Source organism: Marinomonas fungiae, from assembly GCF_001418205.1.
In the GTDB taxonomy this organism is placed as follows: Bacteria; Pseudomonadota; Gammaproteobacteria; order Pseudomonadales; family Marinomonadaceae; genus Marinomonas; species Marinomonas fungiae.
On sequence record NZ_LIQF01000017.1, the window covers coordinates 13,596 to 35,309 of the forward strand.

The 21,714-nt window shown below is 47.0% G+C and carries 15 protein-coding genes; 5 read left to right on the plus strand and 10 right to left on the minus strand.

The features are described from left to right. Positions 1-61 precede the first annotated feature (61 nt). Complete coding sequence (locus ASC49_RS17485) at positions 62-859, plus strand: UDP-2,3-diacylglucosamine diphosphatase (protein WP_055464535.1); 798 nt, start codon at positions 62-64, stop codon at positions 857-859. A gap of 22 nt (positions 860-881) precedes the next feature. Here ASC49_RS17485 and ASC49_RS17490 read toward each other — a convergent pair whose 3' ends face one another. The 9 genes from ASC49_RS17490 to ASC49_RS20100 all read right to left on the minus strand — a co-directional run bounded on the left by ASC49_RS17490 (position 882) and on the right by ASC49_RS20100 (position 12,218). After that, positions 882-1,562: a 3'-5' exonuclease gene (locus tag ASC49_RS17490; protein WP_055464536.1), complete on the minus strand. Its 681-nt coding sequence runs from the start codon at positions 1,560-1,562 to the stop codon at positions 882-884. Beyond that, the gene (locus ASC49_RS17495; RefSeq protein ID WP_055464537.1) at positions 1,563-3,428 is read right to left on the minus strand and encodes a DUF294 nucleotidyltransferase-like domain-containing protein; all 1,866 of its coding nucleotides are present in this window, start codon (positions 3,426-3,428) and stop codon (positions 1,563-1,565) included. It lies immediately after the preceding gene. Positions 3,429-3,564: 136 nt separating this feature from the next. Then, positions 3,565-4,344, minus strand: a complete 780-nt coding sequence (locus tag ASC49_RS17500; protein ID WP_055464538.1) for a diguanylate cyclase — start codon at positions 4,342-4,344, stop codon at positions 3,565-3,567. After that, positions 4,341-4,718, minus strand: a complete 378-nt coding sequence (siaC, locus tag ASC49_RS17505) for a biofilm regulation phosphoprotein SiaC (RefSeq protein ID WP_055464539.1) — start codon at positions 4,716-4,718, stop codon at positions 4,341-4,343. The genes ASC49_RS17500 and siaC overlap by 4 nt, the downstream gene beginning before the upstream one ends. Positions 4,719-4,728: 10 nt before the next feature. After that, positions 4,729-5,265: a biofilm regulation protein kinase SiaB gene (gene siaB / locus ASC49_RS17510; protein WP_055464540.1), complete on the minus strand. Its 537-nt coding sequence runs from the start codon at positions 5,263-5,265 to the stop codon at positions 4,729-4,731. Position 5,266: 1 nt separating this feature from the next. Continuing rightward, positions 5,267-7,273: a biofilm regulation protein phosphatase SiaA gene (siaA, locus tag ASC49_RS17515; RefSeq protein WP_141656872.1), complete on the minus strand. Its 2,007-nt coding sequence runs from the start codon at positions 7,271-7,273 to the stop codon at positions 5,267-5,269. Positions 7,274-7,291: 18 nt separating this feature from the next. Next, positions 7,292-10,273, minus strand: a complete 2,982-nt coding sequence (locus ASC49_RS17520; RefSeq protein WP_055464542.1) for a bifunctional diguanylate cyclase/phosphodiesterase — start codon at positions 10,271-10,273, stop codon at positions 7,292-7,294. A gap of 264 nt (positions 10,274-10,537) precedes the next feature. Next, a complete protein-coding gene (locus tag ASC49_RS17525; protein WP_055464543.1) occupies positions 10,538-11,797 on the minus strand; it encodes an NAD(P)/FAD-dependent oxidoreductase in 1,260 nt (419 codons plus the stop codon). Positions 11,798-11,810: 13 nt separating this feature from the next. Next, the gene (locus ASC49_RS20100) at positions 11,811-12,218 is read right to left on the minus strand and encodes a TIGR01244 family sulfur transferase (protein ID WP_055464544.1); all 408 of its coding nucleotides are present in this window, start codon (positions 12,216-12,218) and stop codon (positions 11,811-11,813) included. A gap of 404 nt (positions 12,219-12,622) precedes the next feature. On the opposite strand from ASC49_RS20100, the gene nspC reads away from it, so the two are divergent. The 4 genes from nspC (at position 12,623) to ASC49_RS17550 (ending at position 20,623) form a co-directional block, all read left to right on the plus strand. Further along, a complete protein-coding gene (gene nspC / locus ASC49_RS17535) occupies positions 12,623-13,720 on the plus strand; it encodes a carboxynorspermidine decarboxylase (RefSeq protein ID WP_055464545.1) in 1,098 nt (365 codons plus the stop codon). Positions 13,721-13,758: 38 nt separating this feature from the next. Further along, positions 13,759-15,003, plus strand: coding sequence for a saccharopine dehydrogenase family protein (locus tag ASC49_RS17540; protein ID WP_055464546.1), 1,245 nt, complete (start codon positions 13,759-13,761; stop codon positions 15,001-15,003). 227 nt (positions 15,004-15,230) lie between these two features. Then, positions 15,231-19,598: an ATP-binding protein gene (locus ASC49_RS17545; RefSeq protein ID WP_055464547.1), complete on the plus strand. Its 4,368-nt coding sequence runs from the start codon at positions 15,231-15,233 to the stop codon at positions 19,596-19,598. Continuing rightward, positions 19,595-20,623, plus strand: a complete 1,029-nt coding sequence (locus ASC49_RS17550; protein WP_055464548.1) for a response regulator — start codon at positions 19,595-19,597, stop codon at positions 20,621-20,623. The genes ASC49_RS17545 and ASC49_RS17550 overlap by 4 nt, the downstream gene beginning before the upstream one ends. A gap of 8 nt (positions 20,624-20,631) precedes the next feature. On the opposite strand, the gene ASC49_RS17555 is transcribed toward ASC49_RS17550, so the two are convergent. Next, positions 20,632-21,657, minus strand: coding sequence for an adenosine deaminase (locus ASC49_RS17555; protein ID WP_055464549.1), 1,026 nt, complete (start codon positions 21,655-21,657; stop codon positions 20,632-20,634). Between the last annotated feature and the right edge of the window lie 57 nt (positions 21,658-21,714).

Here is a 21,714-nt window from a genome sequence, read left to right on the forward strand (position 1 = left end):
TTCACGAAAGCGTCATGTTTGACCTCTAGCCTAAAACTATTCGCAATAGAGGCCACAATCTATGAACACGCAATTCCGCGCGGTATTTATTTCCGATGTTCACCTTGGCACAAAAGCCTGCCAAGCTGAACACTTACTCGACTTTCTAAATCACCTTGAGACTAAAACCTTATATTTGGTTGGTGATATTGTCGATCTGGTCGAAATGCGCAAACGCACCTACTTCAATGATGTGCAACAGCAAGTGGTGCAACGCATTTTAAGCTTAGCCAAACAGGGCACTAAGGTGGTGTACATTCCCGGTAATCACGATGCCTTTTTCCGCCAGTTCTGCGGCCAAAACCTCTCTGGGATTGCTCTTGAACGACAATCAATTCATACCACCGCTGATGGTCGACGCTTTCTCGTTAGCCATGGTGATGAATTCGATCAGATGGTAAAAGTCAGCCCAATCATGCTCGCTATCGGCGATAAAGCGCACGGCATGATGTTGGCGTTAAACCGCTACATTAATCGCATTCGTCGCGCCTTTGGTCGGCCTTATTGGTCTTTCGCTGGCTACTTAAAACAGCATGTCAGCAAAGCTCAAGAATTTATCACTCGCTTTGAAAGCGCCGCCATGAAAACTGCCCGCAATAAAAAGCTGGATGGTTATATTGGTGGTCACATTCACTTTGCTCGTTTTCAGCGCCAAGGCGATGTGCTGTATTGTAACGACGGGGATTGGGTGGAGCACTGTACGGCACTGGTCGAACATGAAAGCGGTGAATTGCAACTGCTGCATTGGTCAGAGCAGCCTTGCTTTTTGGCCAGCGAACCGAGACATGAAACGCTCGCGTCAACGCCATCCTTGGCCTAGTGTTAACCGGCTTAGAAAAGTGCTACTGAGTTTTATGATTGGAAGATAAGCGCGTGCGGCCGCCCCCCATGCGCACTAACTCCTGAAGGCTTGGTTCATGGCCATTAAAATGGGCGATTTGAGCCAGCAATAGCTCAGCGGTCGCCATCGCATCGGTCAGCGCATCATGCCCTGGGTAGTCAGGCAAACCATAACGCTCACGACAAGCGGGCAGACGATAGCCCCCCTCACCAATCACTTCTTGTAAGCGCGCGCGGCGTTGCATTTCCAATTGCATGGTATCAATCCAGTCAAATGCCAAGGCAGGCATCGGCTGGGTTTGCCACAGAGACTTTAGAAAGCCCAGCTCCAGAGGCGAATAATGCACCACTAACACCTTATCTTTCATAATCTGACGTAGATAGCGCAACACACTGGCGTGGCGTCGCCCCTGCTCCTGTACATCACTGTCGGTGATCATGTGAATGCCAACACTAACATCGTCGATCTGCGCCGAATCCAGCAGCAAGTGCTGCGCTGTGTCCAGCTGAATGGCTCCGTTTTCAATCAACACCCACCCCAAGCTGATCACATGACTCTGCTTCGGGTCTAGGCCTGTCGTTTCCATATCCAAGACAAAATACGAATGCTCTTGCCAAGGTTTGGTTTTGATTTCGCGGTGCTCACGCCAACGGTCTAGCGCTTGAAAAATCCGCTTTGGCATTTACGCATACCCCCGCGCATAGCGTTGCAATGCCGCCGTTTGACCATCGGCAATGATGGCAAACGTTGACTTCAAGTGCTTACGCTCTAAGGAACTCAACTCACTGGGATCCAAATAGGCGCTGGGCTCTCCAGTATTCTGCCAGTGCTGGCGCTGTGCCTGCAGCCGCAGCTCATTCAGCTCATCCCACGCATCCATTAAGTTGCGGGCAATATCGAGCCCCATCAACTTCTCGCGGGCGGCTTGCTCAAGGCGTTCCTTGGTGCCGACATGATAGCGCTTACAACCTAAGCCATAGATACGTGCCAGATCGTTAATCAAAGCCAAGCCCTGATGTTTCAGGTCTAGTTGATTCTTATGTTCGCCCGAGGACTCGAGCAGGAAACTGCGGAAGAAGCCAATCGGCGGCTTCGATACCGTGGCGGCACGGGCAAGCGTAGCGAGAAATAACGACGACTTGGCTACGCGTGCTTGCATATTTTGCAGTAGCTGTTGCACCCCCGTGTCATCACCATAAACACAACGGATATCAAAGAAAATGCTGGCATTAAGTAAGGCTGAAGGCGAACTGGCTTCGATCCAATTAGCAAAGGCTTGCTGCCATCCCTCTTGGGTCATGCGCCATTTCGGGTTTGATGCCATGATGTCACCCGGACAAGTGCGAATACCGCATTGCGCTAAGCCGTCGCAGACAAATTGCGACAGCTTGGCAAAATACTGGCTCTCTTCTGCATTAGGCTGACGCGAAAACATCATGCCATTGTCTTGATCACTGCCAAGGGATTGATCCTTACGCGCTTGGGAACCAAACACTAAAAATTGGAATGGCAATGGCGCTGGACCGTAACGATCCATGCCCAACTCAATAATTCGGCGCGTTAAACTGTCACTGATGGCGGCAATTACATTACCAATATCGGTGGTTTTCATATCCGTTAGGATCAGGTTCACGATCAAGGTATTTAACTGCTGACAGACTTCTCTGAGGCTGGTGATATCGGTCTGACGGTTAATCTGGTTAATCAACAATAACGGACTCAGTTCCTGATGGCGCAGTAGGTCCGCTGCGGTGATCATGCCAACAGGAATATTCTGACCTTCGGTGACAGGCAAATGGTGAATGTTTTTTTCACTCATTAGGGTCTGAGCGTGCATCACGAGGTTTCTAGCATCAATGGAGGCTGGCTCTCGAGTCATGATTTCAGAAAGAGGCAAATCAGCGGAAGCCCCAACCGCGAGGACTCGCGAGCGCAAGTCTCGATCGGTGACGATGCCGACCAGACGTTGCTCTTGTAATACCAAGATTGAGCTTACGCGCGCTTCGGTCATAGTTGCAGCCGCCTGCTGCACTGTGTCATGTGCCGCGGCAGTGATCAAATTTCGCGACATGATTTGGCTGATAGGCGTTGACAGCTGCAACGCTGGTGCCGCCAAATCCGTGGCATGGGCGCGCGATAATTTACGCAAACGACTGCTACGAGTATGCGCAAAAAATAACGCGAACTCCTCGCTTTCTTGAAGTAGCTGTTGAAAGCCAGATTTTTGGAAGCGGTAGATTAGGCTGTCTTCCAAAACGACCACTTGCAGGCCATCTGGGTTTTGTTCCAAAACGGTGGCAATACCAAAGCAGTCGCCATCTGCTAGCTTATCTACCAGACCGCCTTTAGCGGAGCGAATCTCACAAGCCCCACGACGAATCAAATGCAGTGTTGCATGACTGCCCTCCAAGTTCATTTTTTCGCCTTGGCGGGCATAGGTGAGCTCAACGCCACCTAGAAGGTGTTTTTGTTGGGTGTGAGTTAACCCCGAAAAAGGAGGGGTACTATCAATAAATTTTAGGACTTCAGGAATATCAATCGCAGCCATAAAATAATACCTAGCGTTATTTTTATGACTTAAAGATACGTGGCTAGGGGCAGGCTTACCACCCTAGTGGCGTAATTACTAATTAGAGATAGGGATTCAGGACAATATATGACGTAATTGGTTGCCGCCATTCCCTTTAACCAGCGACAACACGATTACGACCTGAATTTTTGGCTTTATAGAGTGCACTATCAGCCCGGGTAATCAAGCTATCAATGCTATCGTCTGATTCGAAATGGGACACCCCAATACTGATTGTGGTACGAATAACGTAATCTTCACCATTACTGAAGCGCTCGGCACTGATCGTCTTGACGAGATTTTGCAAGCATTGCTCAACATCGTTTTGCTCTGCTTGGGAGAAAATCACTAGGAATTCTTCTCCTCCCCAGCGGGAAATATGCCCCAAATCCCCGACCGTGTGCTCAATCAGGTTGCCCACTGAAACCAGCACATCGTCACCAATCAAATGACCGTATTGATCATTAATGTTTTTAAAATGATCGATGTCGATCATGGCGATAAAAATCCCCTCGGGGCACAGCTCAAATTCCGTTTTTAATCGTCGCAGCATTTTACGGCGGTTTGGCAATCCGGTCAGAGCATCCGCATAGGAAGCTTGTTCAAGCTCTAGATTTGCCTCACGCAAAGCGGTTTGGTAACGGTCGGAAATACGCGTAATTTTTTCCAATTGACGCAGGTGCTTATCAAAGCGCTCACCTAAGGTTTTTTCACGCTGAAGAATCATGTCTTGGTACGAATCGGATAACCGAATCATGTGCTCCATACGAGACCATTGCCCTTGGTTATACTGCCAAAGGTCGTTTAACACTTCATACAGTGGATGGTCTTGGTACTCGGTATTAGCGAGTACTGCGGTGACCTTCTGTTCAAGGGCTTTGATATCGGGTTTCATGGCTGACCTATAATATTAAAGGCAAAGCTACAATCTTCTTTAAACTCTTCCGCTAGCTCTGCAACGCGCTCGTTGTCCACATCGTAACGCCAATTTACCGTAATGTCGCGGCCACTTTGATGCGCGTCCTCCAGCTCATCAAAGATATCCATCATCACCTTGATACTACTAGTATTCAGATAAAGCAGAGCCAGTTCCACGACAAGTGGACGACTGTTGGTAGCCAAATAATGGCTCACCCAAGACACTAGCTCGGAGTAAAATTCAAATGAATTCTCTGGGTAGGAATCCCCTTCCATATAAATCACACCGCGGTTGCTATCTGTTTCAATCAGTGGCGTTGATTGGGTGGATACGATTTTTAGATCATTCATACTAGCTTACTCAAATTTGTACACTCAGGCTAAAATAGCCGGTGCCGTTTTCCAAAGTTTTAAGGGAGGACATGACTGGTGCGCTGGCTTTACGCGCGATATCTATTAGACCAAGCCCTGCACCAGTCGTCGCCTGTTCATCTCTAGGCTTGCGCAATTGTTCTTTATAGGCTTTCTTGAGCTCAGTTTTATCTAGCTGAGCCAACGCCGTGATTTGTTTCAGTACTGCTTCACCGTCTTCGATACGCACTAGGTTGCCCGCTGACACGTTGTAATGACCATCTCGATAACTGACGACGACGGTCGCTGTGTCCGCTCCTGCTAATTGCGAAGTTTGGGCATAGTGGCGAATGTTTTGCGTCAGCTCGATATACACAGCAAACACATCCAATGTCGCGACAGGAGACGCTTGCTCAGTCTTCATGTAGTTACGCAACGCATTGCCAATTTCTTCGATCAAACTGCGAGAGATAGGGCCATTAAAACACAGTAGAATTCTCTCATTATCGAAACGTTGGCGTAACTCGTATAAATCTGGCACCGACATATTACTTACCCTCTTCACTTGTTAACGGCTCAAAGCGGAATGACAACAGCGTAATATCATCGCGTTGCGGTAAATCCCCCATGTACTCTTCTAAGGCTTCAGCAAAGCGCGCCGTTTGTTGTTGTAATGGTCGTTGTGCATTTTCTAACAGCAAACGTTCAAAACGTTTATTGCCAAAGCCAAACATTTTATCACCGCCCGCTTGATCAAGATAACCGTCGGTGGTCATGTAATAGGTTCTGCCGGATAACGGTAGGTCAATATTTTCATACTCACCTTGCTTACGATCTCCTAATGCGCGGCGACTGGGTGCGTATTTTTCTACACTTTCACCATCACTGGCATACAAAGCGATTTTAGCGCCACTAAAACGTAATTGATCACCTGCCTGACGAATAAACACCAGACCAACATCCGCATTGGTGGCGACCTGATTAACGGTATTCTCTTCGTGTAACATTGACCGAACGGTTTGGTCTATAGCATATAGCAGCTTGGCTGGGTCCGCGATTCCCAATTCATTGATTGCTTTGTCAATTGCCGCACGCATGAGCATAGTCATTAATGCCCCGGGCACACCATGACCCGCGCAATCCACAATCCCCAATAAACAACCTTGGTCATTATTGTGGAACACATAAAAGTCACCGCCCACAATATCACGTGGGCGCCATACCACACTATGATGCTCACCCAAAAATTGCTGCAATTGTCGATCAGGTAGAATTGCGCGCTGAATCAAGCTAGCGTAATCAATCGAGTCGCCAATCTTACGATTGGCCGCTTGAATCTGCGCATTGCTTTGTTCTAGCTCTTGCGTACGCGCCTTGACGCGCTCTTCCAGCTCTGCTGTATGGCTTTCTACCTGTTGTGCCATGATGTTAAAGGTGCGACTTAAGTCACCGATCTCATCGTCATATTTTATTGGTAAGCGAACCTCATAAGAGCCTTGAGAAATGGCCTTGGCCGACAGTTGAAGTTGGCGCAGTGGCTGCAGTACCAAACGATCCACCGCAAAACCAAACAGCACTAAAACGATCGCCAACAACAGGGCAAAAACCACGCCACCGCCCATAATCAAATCGGTATTCAGTAAACGCACTTCATCTAAGTTGACACTGGTGGCCACCAGCCAGTTTAGTTCGGGCATGTAACGGAACGATAAAATGTAGGCTTGTTTACCAATGCGCACATTGACTGTTTCTACCTTTTCAGACTGTTTGGCCTGATAAATCGTAGTTTTAAGTGCCGCCAGTGAAGCGGGATCATCCACTAATTGATACAGTGTCTGATCTTTGTCGTTGCCAGCGATACCATCAAGAGACACTAAGTCTGTATTAGAGTGGGCCTCTATTTTGAGATTGTCCGCATTCACCACAAATGGCTGTACACCTGGTTGTGGCGAGGAGGCAAACGCTTCGATAAAACGACCTAATTCAAAGCCGGTTCCGGCAATACCTAAAAACTCATCGCCATCGCGCACCATTACATTGATCCAAATTTTGGCTTTGTGCAGGTACTCGTTCAAATCCACATTGATATGGTAAGGCTCGGTTTGCTGACGCGTCAGCACATACCACTTGTTTTCTTGCTGGGATTCGTCGATGTAGTAACGCGGTTCACCGTCCAGCGGTAACTGCTCATCGTAGTAGTAATAAGCTAGGCTTTTATCCGAAACAAAGAAGATGGCACCGTTTTCGAAACTTGATTTAAACCCTTTCGCATCGCGCATCGCCAACGCTTTGAGCTGCTCATCATTAGGGTTTTTAAACCAATTCTGTAAGGAGCTTAACTCAGCAAAACGACGCGCCAATGCCAACTCACGCGACATCGGCGTCAGGATTTTTTGATAGTTAAGCTCGGTGTAGTTTTCTGAGTAGGCCTGTGCTGAATATTGACGGCCTTCTACCACCACATACCAGCCCATTGTTAATGCAATGATGCTGGCAATCAGTCCTGCCAACACCAGTACCAACAGCGATTTCCACCTTAATCCCCAACGAGCCAATTGCCTATCCTCTATAAATTATGATGTTTGCGTGTCTTGATACTTTTTCAGCAAAGCATCCATGGTCATCGGTCTAGCCAAACCGAAACCTTGAAACAAATCACAGCCTTGCGCGGCTAGCCAGTCAAACTGCGCCGTGGTCTCTACGCCTTCTGCGATCACTTCCATGCCTAGGTTATGACCCAAGCTGATAATAGACTCTGCTAACGAGGCGTTTTTCTCGCCCTGTTCAATGTTGGCAACAAACGATTGATCTATTTTTAATTGATCAATTGGTAGACGATGTAAATAGCTCAGAGATGAATATCCTGTGCCAAAATCATCCAAAGAGATCAGCACACCCAGCGCCTTCAATGCACTCATTTTGCTAATAATATCTTGCTGATCATGGGCCAGCATGCTCTCGGTCAATTCCAACTGTAATGCTTCAGCAGGGGCATGATATTTTTCTAGAATCGCCTGTACCTGCTCAACAAAGTTTTCCTGTGAAAACTGTGCGGCACTGACATTAACGGACATGATAAAGCCCTGCATCTGGTGCTGCTTCCGCCAGTTCGATAACCACTGACAGGCACTGTGCAGCACCCATTCTCCAATTGGTAGAATCAAACGCGTTTCTTCCGCCAGCGGAATAAATACAGCGGGAGACACCATTCCCCGATCAGGATGCTGCCAACGTAATAACGCTTCCGCTCCAACCATACGACGCTCGGCATCCCACTGCGGTTGGAAGTGGAGCAACAGCTCATCATTGTCAATGGCATGGCGTAGATCGGTTTCCAGCTGTACACGCTCTAACACCCGCTCTTGCATACCGGCTTCGTAGAAACAATGACGTGAACGCCCCGTAGACTTCGCCTCATACATCGCCAGCTCCGCCTGCTTTATAATATCCAATGGTTCGTGGGAGTGCTCATCAAACACTGCAATCCCCACACTGGCCGCAATTTGATAATCTACCCCGTTTAGAATAAACGCTCGTGACAATGCTTTTGACAATTTTTCCGCCACATGACTGGCACGATAAATAGCTCGATCCGCGTTAATCGATATATCGGTCGGCTCTAACAGCACTAGGAACTCGTCGCCCCCAAAGCGTGCCACTACATCTTTTGAGCGAGTTGTATCGACCAACCGAGTGGCCACTTGCTGGAGCAGCTGATCGCCTATGTTGTGCCCCCAGACATCGTTCACGTCTTTAAAGTGATCGAGGTCGATAAAGAGCACCGCGCTTTGTTTATTACGCAGCCCCTTTTCATGTATCAAGAAAGTCATTTCTTCAAGCAACAGAGTCCGATTGGCAAGGCGCGTCAGGCTGTCGTAGTAATGCAGCTGGCGAATCTGTCTTTCTGAAGCCTTTCGTTCGGAGATATCTTTGAAAGTCGCTACATAGTGACTGATCTCTCCATGATGATCATGGACTGTCGAAATGCTTAACCATTCCGGGTACACTTCGCCATCTTTACGGCGATTCCAAACTTCTCCCTCCCAAGTTCCTTTGCTCATCAAGCTTTCAAACATGTGCTGGTAGAATGCATCATCATGCTTACCGGACTGCAAAATGGCAGGCGTCTCTCCTATGACTTCGGCTTCACTATAGCCTGACAGTCTCTGGAAGGCTTTGTTAACGCGAATAATGCGGTTTTCCCGATCGCTAATGAGAATCCCATCTTGAGTTTCAAACGCCGTCGCTGCAATACGCTGCTGCTGTTCCGCTTCTTGACGCGCCGAAACATCCCGCAACAGCACAATAAAGCGCCCTTTTAGCTGATCATTATCTTGAACCTTGCGAAATACAATAGACAACTCAAACCATAGCATTTGTGAGGCATTGTTCGGTATTAGGCTAAACAATGCTCCGCGATGACTTTGACTCGGAGAGTGCAAGGTTTCTAGGAAAACATTGTCCAGTATTTGAACCACGGCATAGGGTAATGCCTTGCTATAATGCTCGCCGCAGATGAAGAATTGCTCTAGCTCCAATTCATCATTCGGTGTACGTAAATCCAATACAATACCATCCTGATCTAGCTCCAAAAGAGGATCGGGGATCGCTTGGAGAGTGCTCAACAAACGCTTATCGGTTTGATCGGCATGCTCAGTTTGCAAAGACAGCAAGGTGGTTAACTGTTGCTTCTGTAGGTTCATTTTCAGACCGGTAAAGACCAATCGTGCTATAACAGCAGCCACAATGAGACACAATAGCAAATACAAAACGATTGTTTGTTTCGGCAACCAACCCTCTTTCGGCGCAATCTGCAAACGCCACGTAACCCCAGGCAAGCTCATTTCTACCTGCACGGGATCCTGTAACAACTCAGGCTCTTGTGCCGCGATTAACTTGGGTTGCTCAGTATCAATTCGCTGCAGCTGATAAACATAACCTTGCTTAACCAAACTAGCCAAATTGATATTATCTAAGAGATCATCAAGACGAATGACGCTACTACTAAAGCCCCAGAACTGCCCCGCTTCACCATAACGGCTTTCCATTGCGATTGGTAAACGTCCTATCAGTCCCCGACCACCTTGTACTAGATTCACAGGCCCCGACAAGATTAGACGCTGCTGCTTTAGGGTATCCCATGCATCACCACCTTGCTCAATGTCCATTAACTGATTGAAGCCAATTACTCGCTCATTCCCCTCTAAAGGATAGACATGTTTGACGATCCCTTTAGGCGATAAAGCAAAATTGTTTACTTCTGGGTAGATTTCCAACAAGGAAGCGGCGACTTGTGGAAACCAGCGTGTAAAGCCGCCAAATTCATGTACCAGAGCGGCTAGGGTATAATTGCCGGATAAGTTGTGATCTAGAACGCTTTTCAATTGAAAAGAATAAGATTGAGCGAGCGATAACGCCTGAGCGCGTTTTACCTTTAGTTGTTGTGATTCCCAGTTGTAGGATGCATACAAGCCAAGGACGAAGACAATGATAAATGCCAACGCGCTGTAGCTATAGGAACGCCTACTCAACGTCTTTGTTACAGAATCACTCATATAATAAATGTGTTCACAATGATTGAATAATTACTCTGTACGCCTAAGTGAAGACATACAATGTTCACCTGTCTCTGCACTTTCTCACAGCAAAGCAGTTGCAAGGCCGTGATTTCATATACGGTACGTACACTTATAATGCCAATGAATAACTCATGATAACAATGGTAGATTGAGGTTTGATGGCGAAAAACTTTTAACGCTGGAACAAAACGACTACAGAGAGGGGCGCCTTATTGATGAATAAGGCGCTAATGCGGAGGCTTACTGACGAGGAGGTTTGGCAGCGATGACTGGGTTGACTAACCACTCATGGCCTTTCAGCATACCTTCCCAATAGACCCATGGCAGGCTTTTCTCTTTTAGTAGCCAAGCCAAGTAAGACGGCTGGGTACCGTCAATAAACCATTTAGGAAACGATGGTTTCACCTTGCCGCCATAGACAAACTCCGCCAACACAATCTTGCCTCGCTCTACCGTCAATGGGCAGGAACCGTAACCATCGTATACGGCACGAGGTGACTGTTTTACCAAGACCGATAAGACATTTTCGGCCACCACTGGGGCTTGGGCGCGAACCGCCGCCGCCGTTTTCGCATTCGGAGTATTGGTACCATCCCCTAAGCCAAAAATATTCTCGTAGTGTTTGTGCTGTAGAGTGTCTTGGTAGACATCAAACCAACCAGCATCATCTGCCAGCGGGCTGTTTTTAATAAAATCTAACGGACATTGTGGCGGGCAGACATGCAACATGTCGAAGTCTTTTTCGATGCGCTCTTTTTGTCCCTCGCCATTGGTAATTTCAAAGGTTGCTATTTGGCGTTCACCATCCACCGCCACCAAGGTCTGACCTAGGTTCAGGTTGATGCCGTATTTCTCGATATAGCTCATCAACGCTGGCACATAATCCGCGACCCCAAACAACACTCCGCCAGCGTTACAGAACTCCACGTCAATGTCTTTTAACACGCCTTTAGACAACCATTCACTGCATGCCAAATACATGGCTTTTTGTGGCGCACCGGCACATTTAATCGGCATCGGCGGCTGGGTAAAAATGGCTTTGCCATGTTTCAGTTGTTGCACGTTTTGCCAAGTATAAGGCGCGGTTTCCCATTGGTAGTTAGACGTCACGCCATTTTTACCAAGTGTTTCTTTCAGCCCTGGAATCGCATCCCAATTCAATTTCAGCCCGGGCGACACCACCAATATATTGTAATGCAGGCGTTCACCATTGGACATTTCAATACTTTCAACGTCCGGATGAAAGCTCACTACGGCTTGCTGATAATGTTTTACTTTTTTGGGAATAACCGATGCCATCGGACGGCGTGTTTGCTCTCGCTTAAAGACGCCTCCACCGACCAATGTCCAGCCCGGCTGATAGGAATGCTCCGTCGCAGGATCGACCACTGCAATATCTAGATCTGGACGACGCTTCAATAAGCTAGCCGCTACCGCTAAACCGCCCGCACCAGCGCCGACAATGACAACTTCATGATGATTTTTATAAGAATTATTCATACAAGGCACCTATTTAACGCGCGACGCGATCAATTAAACCAGACATGTTGTAACCCGCATTTTCAGCTAGGTTAAGCAACTCTTCAGGCGTTCTATGCTCGGGGTTAGCTAACGTCCAAAGCGATAAACTGCGCGTTCCAGTGCGACAGAAAGCTAAGGTTTTGCCATCTAATTCAGCAACTAAGCTTCCAAACTGCTGCACCAGCGCTGCCTCAAATTGCCCAGGGGCCGTAGGCAGAAAATGAAATGTCATGCCGGCCTTCTCGGCAGCCTCCTTCAGCAACGCACTGTCTGTTTGTCCCTCTCCTTCATGATCTGGTCGATTACAAATCACATGCTTCACACCCGCTTGTGCAAGCTCAGGAATTTGGTTCAAGGTTAGCTGTTCAGCCACGTAGAAAGTATCGCTAATCTGCTTCATGTTCACTCCGACATGTTCTTCTCTGATAGCCATCCCCATGGAAAACAAAACATAATAACCATTTGGAATAAGCTTATAATATTAGAATTTCATAATAATACATCCTTTCCAGAAATGACAAGCCGCATTGCAAAAAGCCACAAACCATCACGCACTTAAACACGCCCTGCAAAACCTTATCGACACATCTCTCTACTGTGGCGCGTTTCACGCTATAAATGAGGCAAATGCACACACCAATTGCGCCGTTTTGAGTTTCTATTGCTTGAAACGGGATAGATAAAGAATGCACGTATAAGTCGCAAAAGCACCGTTAAAATGCACATAAAACGCGCTTTTCGCGCTGGTCACGAGTTGGCCTTTCTACTAGAATACCGCCTTTTATAATTTTGGGGCTGGCAGCCATGTTACAGACACCTTATTACCTCATTGATAAGGCAAAACTTCTTAAAAATTTAGAGAAGATTGCTTACGTGCGCGAACACTCTGGCGCAAAATCTTTGTTGGCACTGAAATGCTTTGCAACGTGGTCGGTATTTGACCTCATGCAAGAGTACATGGACGGCACGACCTCTTCTTCTTTGTACGAAGTACGCTTAGGCAAGGAAAAGTTTGCTGGCGAAACCCACGCCTACAGTGTGGCCTACGCGGACAATGAAATTGAAGAAGTACTAGCGCACAGCGACAAAATTATCTTCAACACCATTGGCCAATTTGAACGCTTCAAAGAAGCAAGTAAAGACAAAACCCGTGGCCTGCGTGTGAACCCCCAAGTCAGCACCTCGGAATTCATCATCGCCGATCCTGCACGCCCATTTAGCCGTCTTGGCGAATGGGACCCGAAACGCATTGAAAGCGTGATCGATGACATCTCTGGTTTTATGTTCCACAACAACTGTGAGAACAATAACTTTGATCGTTTCGATGAAATGCTGACCTTGATCGAAGACCGCTTTGGTTACTTGATCGAAAAAATGCAGTGGATCAGCTTAGGCGGCGGCATCCACTTTACTGGCGAAGGCTACCCAATCGACAAATTCTGTGCGCGCTTGAAAGCGTTCTCAGATAAATACGGTGTTCAGGTTTACCTTGAGCCAGGCGAAGCCTCCATCACTAAGAGCACAACATTGGAAGTGACTGTTCTCGATACACTTTACAACGGCAAGAACTTAGCCATTGTTGACAGCTCTATTGAAGCTCACATGCTGGACCTTTTGATCTACCGTGAAAATGCACGCATGACCCCTTGTGACGGTGAGCATGAGTACATGATCTGCGGTAAGTCTTGTCTCGCAGGCGATATCTTTGGCGAATTTAAGTTCAACCATGAACTAAAAGTGGGCGACCGCATCTCTATTGAAGATGCCGCTGGCTACACCATGGTAAAGAAAAACTGGTTCAATGGCGTCAAGATGCCATCCATCGCAGTGAAACAATTAGACGGCACAATTGAACTGGTTCGCGAATTTGATTACGACGATTTTATGCACAACCTGTCTTAAGGCTGTGCATTACTTCTTAAACTGGAGATAGTTAAAACATGAAAAAGAATGTACTGATTATTGGTGCCGGAGGGGTTGCACGTGTTGTGGCTCACAAATGCGCCCAACACAACGACACACTGGGCGATATCGCCATTGCCTCACGCAGCGTTGCGAAATGCGAAGATATCGTTGCCAGTGTCATCGACAAAGGTGCTATGAAAGTTGAGGGCCGCATTCAGGCATTTGCTCTTGACGCTCTAGATGTTGCCGCTACGGTTAAACTGATCAAAGACACGAACTCACAAATCGTGATCAACGTTGGCTCAGCCTTCATTAATATGTCAGTGCTAGAAGCTTGTATGGAAGCAGGCGTCGCTTACCTAGACACAGCGATCCATGAAGATCCAGCAAAAATCTGTGAAACACCACCATGGTACGCAAACTACGAATGGAAGCGCCGCGAAGCATGTAAAGAAAAAGGCGTAACCGCTATTCTTGGCGTAGGTTTCGACCCAGGTGTGGTTAACGCTTACGCAGCGCTTGCGTACAACCACTACTTTGACAGCGTAAGTGATATCGACATCATCGATATCAACGCAGGTAGTCATGGCAAGTACTTCGCGACTAACTTCGACCCAGAGATCAACTTCCGTGAATTTACCGGTGTTGTGTACTCTTGGCAGAATCGCGAGTGGAACGTCAACAAAATGTTTGAAGTAAGCCGTACCGACGACCTACCAGTAGTAGGTAAGCAAACGTCTTACATGAGTGGTCACGACGAAGTGCACTCGATTTCACAAAATCTAGACGTACCAAACGTTCGTTTCTGGATGGGCTTTGGTGAGCATTACATCAATGTTTTCACGGTACTACAAAATCTAGGTCTGCTATCTGAGCAACCTGTTAAAACCGCAGAAGGCTTAGAAGTGGTGCCGCTGAAAGTGGTGAAAGCTGTACTACCCGACCCATCTTCTCTAGCACCTGACTACACTGGCAAGACGTGTATCGGTGACGTGGTCAAAGGCATCAAAGACGGCGAAGAGAAAGAAGTGTTTATCTACAACGTAGCTGACCACAAAGATGCATACAACGAAGTAGGCAGCCAAGGTATCTCTTATACAGCGGGCGTACCGCCAGTTGCAGCCGCGATTCTTGTGGCGAACGGTACTTGGGACTGCGCTGAAATGCGTAACGTTGAACAACTAGACCCTCGTCCATTCCTAGGTCTATTGAACGAGATGGGGCTACCCACTCGCATCAAAGACGAGCATGGCGATCGTCCATTCGAATACAACGCGTAATTGCAAGCGCTGACACAGCACTAATAAAAACCCAGCACTCGCTGGGTTTTTTTATACTCTGCAATAAGATCCTACGCGGCTTCAGCAGTGGGTGATTCAAAAAAACATACACCTAAACATAATCTAAACTTACACATCTGTAACATTAATTCCGTGGTGAATAGGCTACATTTAAACCTCAAAATTTCCTCTTTATATGATTTATGATTAGAAGGGACTAGGTGTAAATGCTTTGGATATTGGGCGCGCTGGCCATCGGCTATATCTCAATCTATGCCGCATTTCGTGAGCTAACCAGTGAATCAGCCCAGTCGCAGATTCTGCGAGCTATTCGTAGCGCTGTTGCCATGTCCATCGGACTTGGTAGCACCTCTCTTATTAGCCATAACACCCTGTTTGATCATCAATCCCATACGTTTCAGCCTATTCCTCTGCTTATCTGGCTAGCTCTAGCGCTACCTAGTTTGTATTGGTTATTTCAACGTTCACGGTTTGACTGTCGAGAAACAGCCTCATTGCTGAACCTTAATAGCGCCGTGATTGCCTTGCTGACGTCTTTGCTGACGTGTGCGATTTTAGTCAGTAACGGTAAAAGCCTGCTGGCGGCATTTACGCAGACAAACTTTTGGCTGCTAATCGTAGTGAACTTTGTCTTGATCACCTTTGCTTTCTACGCTTGCAACCTCGTCAGCTACCTGCTCCGCAAGCCCTTCATGCTCAATTATCGCTATTTTACCCGACCACTGATGCTGACGTTCTGCATCGGCATGGCTCAATTACTAGGGGGCTATATTTATCCGCCGTTGCGAGAGTTCGCTGAGTTTGATCGCGGCGCCATAACCGTTTCACGAGAACAGTGCTTACTCACTATCGCTGTCTTAAGTAGCTTTGCGAGCACAGTGCTACTCGGCTCAAATTTCTACATCCGTTACCTAGGCAGCGAGCTGAAGTATGTACAGGATCAGTTCTATGCTCGGTCATCTTCGCACATCTTTTGGCAGGCTTTTATCGCATTACTGTCATTGGCTTTACTACTATTGACTCTGATGTTTTGGTTGCAATGGACATCGTCTTTACGTCAGAACAGTAGCGTCACGACGGTGAGCATTCAAAACGCCACCAATGCTATTCATCAAGAGTTGGAGAAGCTGACCTCTGACCTACACCGCGTCAAAGAAGTCATGGCGATTGACCCTGATACCATCCTCGCCGACCCTAGCTATCGACAAAGGCTGCAACACTTCCTTGAAGGCTACAATTTGTCTTCTGGCCGTTATCACTATATTTCGATACTGGATCATGAAGGCAATGAAATCGCACGTATGGATGATAACTACGATACGCCTTTCTTTGCGATTGGTTCTTATCTTGGCAACATGAACTACACCTTAGAACACCGTTTAGGGCAATCAGTGGACGCAGATGAATTCTTTATTTCTCAAGTTTCACTGGTGCAAAGAGGCTCTCGCCCCAGATACCCCTTGAAACCCGTTCTAAAAATAGGCACGCCTATTTTCGACCAAGATCAACACCGCAAAGGCTTGTTGGTTTTCAATTATCGTTTCAATCATTTAGTCGATATTCTCAAGCCGTTTTTCCCAAACAATGATCAGGTGTATCTACTTAACGAAGCTAACCGAGTACTTATTGACCTGGGGGCGCCCAATTCATGGGAGCATCTGCTGTCGGTTACACGCTTCCGTTTTATTGATCTGAGCCCTGAACACTTTGCTGAAAATACCGTCTATTCTGAAGCGCATCAGACCCATATTCTTAATAGCGCTGGGCTGCCCACCGCGCTGCAACATTCAACCTCCTCTTATGTGCCCGCTTGGCGCCTCGCCGTGAAAACACCGTATCCTGCCATCCATGTTAGTAATTGGGACTTAGGTGTTATTGGTGTCTTATTGATTGCCAGCTTACTGCTCGCCAAATTAATCAGCAAAGCAGTATTAACTAACATCACTAATAGGGCTCAAATTGCCGAGTTGCTTAACGAAGTGGGCTACCAAAAACAAGCGCTGGATGAACACGCGATTGTTAGCATCACCGACAAACGGGGCAATATTACTTATGTAAACGATAAATTCTGTGAGATCTCAGGTTACAGCCGCGAAGAGTTAGTCGGTCAGAATCACCGCCTATTAAAATCGGATGAACACTCAAAAGACTTTTTTAGGCAACTTTGGCGTACCATAGCTAATGGCAAAGTTTGGTCCGGAGAAATCAAAAACTTCCGAAAAAATGGCAGTATTTATTGGGTCAATGCGACCATTCTGCCAATCAAAGGCACTTCTGGGAAAGTTGAGCGTTACATTGCTGTACGAACTGACATTACAGAGAGCCGTGTTATCGCTGGTATTTTAGAAGATGCGTTAAAAGAAGCGCACCAAGCCGCAGAGGCAAAGAACCGTTTTATCGCCAATATCAGCCATGAAATTCGAACGCCAATGAATGCCATCATTGGCCTGACTGACGCTTGCCTAGCCTCCCCAGATAAAAGTAATCAGCAAGATCTAATGCGCAAAGTAAACAGTTCGGCAAACAACCTGTTGCGCATTATTAATGACATTCTCGACTTTTCGAAAATGGAGGCAGGCCGTCTTGATGTGGAAGAAATTCCCTTCTCACTAGAACGCGTGCTTGAGGAATACGCTTATGTCCATCAAAGCATTGCTAAAAACAAACGCATTCATTTATTAACGGGGATCGAAAGCAATGTGCCAGATCACTATATTGGTGACCCTCTGCGCATTGGCCAAATCCTAAGTAACTTAGTCAGCAACGCACTCAAATTCACCAGTGCCGGCGAAGTCATTGTGTATGTTAAGTTGCTACGCACCAAAGCCGACTTTGTCGAGTTAGAATTCTCAGTTCATGATACCGGCGCAGGCATGACCGAGGCGCAAATCAGTAAACTCTTCTCGCCCTTTACTCAAGCCGATGTGTCGACCACTCGTAAATACGGTGGCACGGGCTTAGGTCTGTCTATTTGTAAGAGCCTTGTGGCCTTGATGGGCGGCCAAATTAGCGTAGAAAGTAAGCTCGGTGAAGGCAGCATTTTCCGCTTCACCCTTTCTCTTAAAGTCGATCGTAACGAAGCAGAAAACCTGTCAAGCGCTGTGAAAGAAGCACTCAACAAGCGCCGCGTATTACTCATCGACTATGTTGGCATCAGCCGTCAGAATTACATTCGTTATGCGAATGCATTCAATATGCAGTTAAATGTCGCCAGTACCCGAGACGAAGCCTACACGTGGTTAACCAGCAACCATACATACGACTATCTGATCGTCGACTGCTACCAAATCAACCAAGATCTGGATGCATTACTGAATCGTTTAGCACAATTTAGCAGCAGCCAAGCCGTGAAAAATGTCATTGTTATCGACCATGGGGAAGATCTCAGCCGCACTCAGGCTTGGCACCCATCAGTCACAGTATTGGCGCCACCTATTAGTCAGTCTTCACTTTTGGAAAGCATGTTGCCATTCCAGGAAAATGCCGAGCAAACCTCAAGCGAAGCTCAAACATCGCAAACCAGCGAATTAGCGGGCCTTAATATCCTTGTCGCGGAAGACAATGAAATTAACCAGCTGGTCATTAGCGAGATTTTTAAATATTGGGGTGTTCAATATCATATTGTTGAGAATGGTCGCGATGCCATAAAAGCTGTCCAACAGCAAAACTTTGACCTTGTCCTACTGGATATCCAAATGCCTATTATGGACGGCTATGAGGCCTGTCGAGGCATTCGCGCACTAGGTGGCATCTTTAAAGACATACCTATCATCGCCGTTACCGCTAATACCGCACAGCAGGACATTCAGAAAGCATTGCATGCAGGTATGAATGACCATGTCTCTAAGCCCATCAAGCGTCAGCAATTACTGGAGGTTATCCAGAGTCAACTGCACTTGGGACAGGCATCCGAGACCACAGAACCAGCACCTAAACAAACCTCTACCACAGAGCCCTTAGAAAGCCTGGAGATGGCACTTATCAATGCTTTACCTAATATTGCCGTTAAACAAGCGTTGGTACGCCTTGGCGTGGAAGCAAACTTCTACATACAACTATTAAAGTCCTTTAAAGAGAGTGCCGAACAACATCTTCACGAAGCACAAGACAACTTAGCGCGCTCAGACTTCAACACCCTTGTGCGCATTATGCACACCATAAAAGGGGTGGCTGGAAACTTAGGTGCTCATTCAGTATTTGAGCAAGCCAATCAGTTGGAATTGGACGCTAAGCAGCAAAACGTGGACGCCGCAGCACTTCAGAATATGGCGAGCGACATCCGCGCCATTTGCCAAGCCATTGACACTTTGATCAATCAAACACCGACACAGCAAACACAGACAACGCTTTCCGACGCGCGCCCTCATACTTTATCTCGCTTAGCGTGTGAGGAGCTGATGGTCTTAATTGATGCCTTCGATACCAAGGCCAATGCGAAGATTCGTCAGCTTATTGTTGAACAAAGAGAAACTGACATATATAACGAGCTAGCTCAAATCGAAGATCAACTCAACGACTACAACTTCGAAGAGGCAGCACAGATTTTAAGTAGACTAATGGATACCATCACATGAGTATGCGAGAAGAAACAGCAACCATCCTCGTTGTCGACGATATTGCCGATAATATAGATGTGATTAGCAATATCCTGAGTGATCAATACGACATTAAGGCCGCTAACCAAGGGCCATTAGCACTAAAAATTCTCGAGCGCTTTGAGGTAGACCTGATTTTGCTCGACATCATGATGCCTAATATGGATGGCTACGAGGTTTGCCAGCGCATTAAAGACAATCCAAAGCTGAGTAACATTCCGATTATTTTTTTAACGGCGATGGACAGCCATGAAGATGAACAGCGTGGCTTTGACCTAGGTGCGGTGGATTTCATTTCCAAACCTTTCAGCGCGGCCATTTTGAAAGCCCGAGTCGCCTCGCAACTTAAGCTGGCTAACTACGCCAAAGCGTTGGAACAACAAGTACTTGAACGCACACAAGAGCTTGCCCTAAGTCGCTTAGAGATCGTTGAACGTCTGGCACTGGCCGCCGAATTTCGTGACAACGAGACCGGTAATCACGTTATTCGTGTTGGTGAGTATTGTCGTTGCATTGCCAGTCATATAGGTCTAGCAAGTGACGAATGTGACCTGATTGCCATTTCAGCTCCACTACACGATATAGGTAAAATTGCCATACCTGACAATATCCTATTGAAACCTGGACGATTAACCGAAGACGAATTTCGCATTATGCAAAGCCATGCCGAAGCGGGTGCTAAAATCCTTGATGGCAGCCAATCAGAGCTTCTCAAAGCAGCCAGTGCCATTGCTCGCAGTCATCATGAGAAATGGGACGGTAGCGGCTACCCAGATGGTTTAAAAGGTGACGAGATTCCCCTTTACGCTCGTATCGCCACCTTGTGCGATGTCTATGATGCGCTCTCCTCTGTGCGCCCTTATAAAAGCGCATGGAAAAAAGAAGAGGTCGAAGCCTATATTAACGAGCTCAGTGGTAGCCAATTCGACCCTGAACTGGTCGAGCATTTCAATCAAGTCAAAGAAGACTTTTACCAAATCTTACAACGTTACAAAGATGAGTAGCCAAGTGCCTAGGGCACTTGGTCAAACATCTCTTTGATCCGATTAAGATGGCGTTGCTTCGACTCCGTATCCAGCCAGCTTCCTTCAAATGCATTGCACGCTAAGGTAAATAACTCCTCTCGCGTGATCTTTGTCTGAGTGACCAACGCATGAAAGTTATCATTCATATAGCCACCAAAATAAGCCGGATCATCGGAGTTTACCGTGGCGTTTAAGCCTAGACGCAACATGCTGCGGATCGGATGATCTTCAAGTGTATCGACCACACACAACTTCAAATTCGACAATGGGCAGACTGTCAGCGTTAGTCCCTTATGTTTGATCGTTGCCACTAGATCAGTGTCCTCTAAAGCACGATTTCCATGGTCGATACGATCAACACCAATAACGTCTAACGCTTGCCAAACGTACTCTGGTGGCCCTTCTTCACCCGCATGCGCCGTCACTGGCAGGCCTAATGCTTTGCATTCGCGGAATACATTAGCAAACTTCTCCGGCGGATGACCAAGCTCTGAGCTGTCTAAGCCCACGCCATCGATCCATTCTAAGTAGGGCTTAGCCAACGCCAAGGTTTCAAAAGCACTGGCTTCGTCCAAATGACGTAGAAACGACATAATTAGCTTAAACGTCATCCCCAAGTCACGCTCAGCGTCTTTCAGAGCGCCATAGATACCTTTGATTTGCGTTTCAAAACTCACCCCGCGACTCAGATGCCCTTGCGGATCAAAGAAGATCTCCACATGGACGACGTTGTCTTCGTGGACACGTTTTAGGTAAGCCATGGTTAGATCGTAAAAATCCTGCTCATTGAGCAACACAGACATGCCCTGATAATACAGATCCAAAAAGTCCTGTAGGTTTTCAAATTGATAAGCGGCTTTTAACTCTTCCACTAAGTTGTATTTAAGTGCCACGTGATTACGCTGGGCGATGGCGAACATTTGCTCTGGCTCGAACGTGCCTTCGATATGCAAATGCAGCTCCGCCTTTGGCATTTTCATTGCCAAATCTAATAATGCTTCAGAGCTGGTCATGACTCTCCCCTTACTTAATGCTTTCTCGATGGAATGTATTGTTGTCTTTATAGCTCT